Origin of the sequence: Lentzea alba (genome assembly GCF_011067745.1) — a bacterium.
GTDB classification, from domain to species: domain Bacteria; phylum Actinomycetota; class Actinomycetes; order Mycobacteriales; family Pseudonocardiaceae; genus Lentzea; species Lentzea alba.
On the sequence record NZ_JAAMPJ010000009.1, the window covers coordinates 434,073 to 435,496 of the forward strand.

Genomic DNA, 1,424 nt, shown 5'->3' on the forward strand with positions numbered 1-1,424 from the left:
CACACCCCCCCCACCCCGGGGGTCTTCAACCGCAGGCGCCCCCGGGTTCGTCCCCCCCACGCCGAGGTGTACGGGGCGGCGGTCGGCGGCTACTCCCCCGCGTTCGCCATCCCTCTGCTGCAGCACGGCGGCCCGCAACTGGGGCTGACCGGCGCCGACATGACCCAGGTCCTGCACGCCGAGCAGTCGCTGTGGCTGCGCCGCAGGGTCCCCGCTCGCGGCTCCGCGGTCGTCACCAAGACCGTCACCGACATCTACGACAAGGGCTCCGGCGCACTCGTCGTCAGCACGTGGGAGTCGGACCACGCGCGAACGCGGTCGTCGTGCTTCATCAAGGGCGAGGGCGGTTTCGGCGGCGAACGCGGCGAAACCCGCACGTTCGAGGTGCCGGACGCCGAACCGGACGTGAGCTTCTTCCGAACCTCACCTGACCAGGCACTGCGGTATCGCGAGACCGGTGACGTCAACCCGATGCACCACGACCCCGAATTCGCCGCGAGAGCCGGATTCGGAAAACCGATCCTGCACGGCCTGTGCACGCTCGGCATCACCGTGCGCGGCATGGACTTCACCGAGCTGCACGCGAGGTTCACCGCACCGGTGTTCCCCGGCGACGAGCTCAAGATCGAGCATTGGCCGACCGGCGAGTTCCGCACGTCGACAACGGCCGGACAAGTGCTCATCGGATCAGTTCGGTTTTCCGAAGTGGACAACCGCGGAAAGTCCGCACGATCGGACTCATGAGCTCAGCCCTGGCGACCGTGGACATCGGGATCGAACCGGTGCGCGTCGCGGTCGAATCCCGTGATCTGATCAGCGCCGCCGGTGTGGCGCACCTGCTGAAGAACTCCCCACGCGTACGAGTGGTGCAAGACCGCGCGGACGCACAGGTGCTGCTCGCCGTCGTCAACGAACTGTGCACACAACAAGCCGCACGGCTGCGGGCCATCGGTTCGACCAGGATCGTCGTTATTGCCGCACGGGTGCACGACCTCACCCCGTCGATCGCCGCCCAGGCCGGGCTCGCGACGCCTCTGCGGCGGGCCGACGTCAACGCCGAACGCCTGATCAGGCTGCTCGTCGGCGGGCAACCGGTGCAGGAACGGTCGCCGATGCTGAACGACCGCGATCTGCAGCTGCTGCGACTGCTGGCCGATGGCGCGACGATCGCGGAGGTCGCCGCACGGCTGTTCTGCTCGGAACGGACCGTGAAGTACGCACTGCACCAGCTGCTGGAACGGTTCGGGCTGCGCAACCGGGTGCACGCCGTGGCGTGGGCGATCCGTTCGAACCTGCTCTAGTGTCCTGCGCCAGAAATTCGCCTACAAAAGCGTGCGAGTGACTCGAGGATCTCTTCGGCGGTCTTGGTCCAGATGAACGGCCGTGGGTGGGTGTTCCAGTCGGCGATCCAGGCGCGGATGTCT

General features: G+C 67.6%; 2 protein-coding genes. Both read left to right on the forward strand.

All coding sequences use genetic code 11. The features are described 5' to 3' along the window. Positions 1–744: MaoC/PaaZ C-terminal domain-containing protein (locus G7043_RS31405; RefSeq protein ID WP_207311948.1), on the forward strand; the 744-nt coding region annotated here is incomplete at its 5' end. After that, positions 741–1,301, forward strand: coding sequence for a helix-turn-helix transcriptional regulator (locus tag G7043_RS31410; protein ID WP_166051784.1), 561 nt, complete (start codon positions 741–743; stop codon positions 1,299–1,301). The genes G7043_RS31405 and G7043_RS31410, both read left to right, overlap by 4 nt. The last annotated feature ends 123 nt before the right edge of the window (positions 1,302–1,424 follow it).